Source organism: Actinomadura logoneensis (assembly GCF_003428695.1).
Lineage (GTDB): Bacteria > Actinomycetota > Actinomycetes > Streptosporangiales > Streptosporangiaceae > Spirillospora > Spirillospora logoneensis.
On the sequence record NZ_QURH01000783.1, the window covers coordinates 1 to 4,143 of the forward strand.

A 4,143-nucleotide genomic window follows, 5' to 3' on the forward strand; every position below is an offset into this window, starting at 1 on the left:
CCGCGGCCGTGGGATCCGCGGGGTCCGCGGGGGCCGGGCCGGACGACGGCGGCGCGCCGGGGAGCGGCCTGGCCGGGCTGGGGGAGCGGCTCGCGGCCGCGGGCGGCGACTTCACCGCCGGGACCGCCGGGGACGGAACGTTCCGGCTGGTCGCGGCCCTGCCGACGGGAGAGGCATGATCCGGGTGCTGCTGGCGGACGACCACCTGCTCATCCGCGAGGCGCTCGTCCTGCTGCTGTCGACCGAGGACGGGATCGAGGTCGTGGCGGACGTCGGACGCGGCGACGAGGCGGTCGGACGGGCCCTCGCGCTGAAACCCGACGTGGCCGTCCTGGACATCGACATGCCCGGGATGTCCGGGCTGGAGGCCGCCGAGCGGCTGGCCCGCGACCTGCCGTCCTGCCGCCTGGTGATCGTCACCGCGCACGGCCGGCCCGGCAACCTGCGGCGCGCGATGGCCGCCGGGGTGCGCGGCTTCCTCGGCAAGGACGCCCCGGGCGCGCGGCTCGCCGAGGTCGTCCGGCAGGTCGCGGGCGGCGCCCGCTACATCGACCCGCAGCTCGCCGCCGACGCCCTCGCGGCCGAGGAGTGCCCGCTGACCCCGCGCGAGCTCGACGCCCTGCGCGCCGCCGCGGGCGGTGAACCGGTCTCCCGCATCGCCCGGACGCTCGGCCTGTCCGAGGGCACCGTCCGCAACTACCTCTCGGCCGCCGTCACCAAGCTGGGCGTCGACAACCGCCACGCCGCCGCCCAGGCCGCCCGCGACAACGGCTGGTTGTAGGGGCGGAGCCCCGCCCGGCGGCTCGTCTAGCCCAGCAGGACGCCCATGAACAGGGCCAGGAGGGCGGAGAGGCCGCCGACGGCGCCGGTGATCGCGAGCATCGGCCGCGACTTGGTGAAGGCGTGCCAGCCGGCGGCGATGCCGGACAGGGCGACGAAGGCGAGCTTCACGTACAGCGTCGTCTTGTAGTCGTCGCTGGTGTCGCCGCCCACGGCCGCGATGTTCCAGCCGCCGGTGACGATCAGCACGGCGAACGCGATCCAGGCGACCCGGTTGAAGGCGCGCGCGGCCTGCTTGGGGACATCGCCGCCCGCCTTGCGCAGCACGGGGAGCAGGGCGGTCAGGGTGAGCTGGCCGCCCACCCACACGGTGGCCGCGAGGACGTGCAGGAAGATCCTGATGGTGTCGGTGGTGACGGGGAGCATGCGTCCTCCGGACGGTTCAGAGAGGTGATCCGATTCTCCCAGCGGGGTTCGCGGCGGCGGATCCGGGGCGTCCTCTGCGTCCGGTCACCGCGCCCGGTACGCCCGCCGCGCCCGCCAGGAGCAGGAAAAGCGCGCACACCCAGGCGAACCAGTCGCCGAACCGCCCGTAGAGCGTGCCGACCGGACGGCCGGGCGCCCGGCCCGTCACCGAGACGAACCCGGGACGGCCGGTCGAGCGTACGGCCTGGATCCGGCCGTACGGGTCACTGATCATCAGGTCTCCCGCCCGGCCGTTCCGGACGACGCCGATGCCGCTCTCGACCCCGCGCACCAGCGCCATCCGGCCGTGCAGCCAGGCGTCGGAGTGGAAGTCCCAGGCGGGCGCGAGCAGCGTCGCCGCGCCGTCGGAGCGGTAGGCGCGGACAAGCGCGGGGAAGTCGAGGTCCTTGCAGATGACCACGCCCCATCCGGGACGTCCCGGGACGGCGACGCGCCGGGTGCCGGCGGTGAAGTCGGACTCCAGGCCGGGGATCAGGTGGTGCTTGGCGTACTCGGCGGGCCGTCCGCCGTCCGGCGTGAAGACGAGCGCGGCGTTGCGGACCGTCCCGCCCGTCCGGTGGGTGACCCCGGCGACGACGACCGTGCGCCGCTCGGCCGCCAGCCGCGTCAGAGGCCCGGTCAGCAGCGGCAGCGTGGCGTCGTCGGCGACGAAGTTCTTCTCCGGCAGGACGATCGCGGCGGCGTCGATCGTCCTGGCACGGGTGATGTAGGCGGCGAGGAGCGCCCGTCCCTCCGAGGTGGCCATGTCGATCTCGTCGTTCGGATGCTCGGTCGCCAGCAGCGCCATCGTCGCGCCGTCCGGCCGCGGAGCCGTCGCCAGTCGCCACGTTCCGAACCCGAGGACGGCCGCGAGGAGTACCGCGGCCGTCCCGACCGCACGCGGACGCGCCGTGGCGAGCGCCGCCGGAACGCCCGTGAGCAGGAACGTCACGCCCCAGATCCCGGTCACCGACACCGTCTGGACCACCGGCCCGACGTCCGCCTGGGTGTAGGCGAGGCTCCACCAGGCGCCGTGGGGCAGGGCGAGCGACAGGACGTACTCCAGCGTCGTCCATCCGGCGGCGAACACCCCGGCCGCCATCAGCGGACGGTCGGCCAAGGCCAGTCGCCGGTGGGCTGCGGCGAGCCCGCCGAAGACCAGCGCCGGGCCGGCGAGGATCGCCGCGACCAGCGGGACGGGCGTTTCGAGGACGCCGTGGAAGTAGCCGGCCAGCGGCGCCTGCCCGGCCGTCCAGACCAGGGCCGAGACCGCGAACGCCGCGCGTCCGCTCATCCGCGCCGCCGCCCACAGCAGCGGCAGCGGCGCGAGCCAGGTCAGCGCGAAGACCGGATGGAGCCCGGTGCCGAAGGCGAACAGCACGCCCGACAGCACGACCAGGCCGATCAGCAGGATTCTCATGCCCTCGATCGTTCGCCGGACGGCCCCTCGACCGCGTCCGGCACGCGCCCGATCCCGCGCGTACTCCGTCCGGACGAGACCACCCAACGATCAGGGGTCGCCGGGGGCGACGAGGCCGGATTCGTAGGCGAACACGACGGCCTGGACGCGGTCGCGCAGGCCGAGTTTGGCCAGCACGCGGCTCACGTGCGTCTTCACCGTGTACTCGCTGACCACCAGGGCCGCGGCGATCTCGGCGTTGGACAGGCCGCGGGCGACCAGGCGGAGCGTCTCGGCCTCGCGCTCGGTCAGGCCGTCCAGCCGGGCGGCGAGCAGCGGCGCGACGCCGTGCCCGGGGCGGCGGACCAGGTCCTCGACCAGCCGCCGGGTGACCGCGGGCGCCAGCAGGGCGTCGCCGCGCGCCACGACGCGCACGGCGTCCGCCAGCTCGTCGCGCCGGATGTCCTTCAGCAGGAAGCCGCCCGCCCCGGCGCGCAGCGCGTCGTACACGTGCTCGTCCAGGTCGAACATGGTCAGCACCAGCACGCGGACGCCGGGCAGCTCCGCGCGGATCCGGCGGGTCGCGGCCACGCCGTCCAGCACGGGCATCCGGACGTCCATCAGCACGACGTCGGGCCGCGACTCGGCGGCCCGCGCGACGGCCTCGGCGCCGTCGGCCGCCTCGCCGACCACGGCCATGTCGGGCTGGGCGTCGAGGATCATCGCGAAGGCGGCGCGGAAGAGGTCCTGGTCGTCGGCGACGAGGACGCGGAGGACGGGTTCCGCCGGGCGTTCGGAGGTCACGGCGCCGCCCTGGCCGGAAGAAGGGCCTCGACCGCGAACCCCGGGCCGTCCGCCGTGACGCGGAGGGTCCCGCCGCAGGCCGCGGCCCGTTCACGCATGCCGACCAGGCCGTATCCCGAGTCCGGCGGCGGAGCGGACGCCCCGCGCCCGTCGTCGCGGACCTCCACCCGCAGGGTTTCCGGGGACGCGCGCAGCCTCACCTCGACGCGCGTCGCCCCGGCGTGCCGGAGGGTGTTCGTCAGAGCCTCCTGGACGATCCGGTAGGCGGCGACGGCGACGGCGGGCGGGACGTCCGGGACCGGATCGGGCAGGTCGAGGCGCGCGTCCAGACCGGCGCGGCGGGCGCCCTCGACCAGGTCGGGAAGGGTGTCCAGGCCCGGCGCCGGTCCCGCCGGACCGTCCGGCCCGGCCGATCGCAGCGTGCCGAGCACGGTCCTGAGCTGGGCGAGCGCGTCCCGTCCGGTGTCGGCGATCGTGTCGAACACCGCCTCGGCGCGCTCCGGGGACGCGGCGAGGACCACCGGCCCGGCCTCGGCTTGGACGACCATCAGCCCGACCGAGTGGGTGACGATGTCGTGCATGTCGCGGGCGATGCGGGCGCGCTCGCGGTCGACCGCCGCGGCGCGCTCACCCGCCAGGCGGCGTTCCCGCTCGGCGAGCTCGGCGGCCCGCGCGCGGCGGGCACGGGTCCCGGC

5 protein-coding genes are annotated in these 4,143 nt (G+C 75.8%); 1 reads left to right on the forward strand and 4 read right to left on the reverse strand.

All coding sequences use genetic code 11. The features are described 5' to 3' along the window. Nucleotides 1-175: 175 nt before the first annotated feature. Nucleotides 176-781, forward strand: a complete 606-nt coding sequence (locus DZF91_RS27320) for a response regulator transcription factor (protein WP_117360021.1) — start codon at nt 176-178, stop codon at nt 779-781. Nucleotides 782-807: 26 nt separating this feature from the next. Here the strand turns inward: DZF91_RS27320 and DZF91_RS27325 are convergent, their stop codons facing one another. The 4 genes from DZF91_RS27325 to DZF91_RS27340 all read right to left on the reverse strand — a co-directional run. Next, entirely contained in the window at nt 808-1,206 is a 399-nt protein-coding gene (locus DZF91_RS27325; RefSeq protein ID WP_117360022.1) for a hypothetical protein, read from the reverse strand. A gap of 16 nt (nt 1,207-1,222) precedes the next feature. Continuing rightward, nucleotides 1,223-2,665 carry a nitrilase-related carbon-nitrogen hydrolase gene (locus DZF91_RS27330; protein ID WP_117360023.1) on the reverse strand — a complete coding sequence of 481 codons (1,443 nt, stop codon included), beginning with the start codon at nt 2,663-2,665 and terminating at the stop codon, nt 1,223-1,225. A 90-nt stretch (nt 2,666-2,755) separates the two neighbouring features. Beyond that, nucleotides 2,756-3,448, reverse strand: coding sequence for a response regulator (locus tag DZF91_RS27335; RefSeq protein ID WP_268915985.1), 693 nt, complete (start codon nt 3,446-3,448; stop codon nt 2,756-2,758). After that, a partial coding sequence (locus DZF91_RS27340; protein ID WP_147341409.1) for a sensor histidine kinase occupies nt 3,445-4,143 on the reverse strand: 699 nt, incomplete at its 5' end. The genes DZF91_RS27340 and DZF91_RS27335, both read right to left, overlap by 4 nt.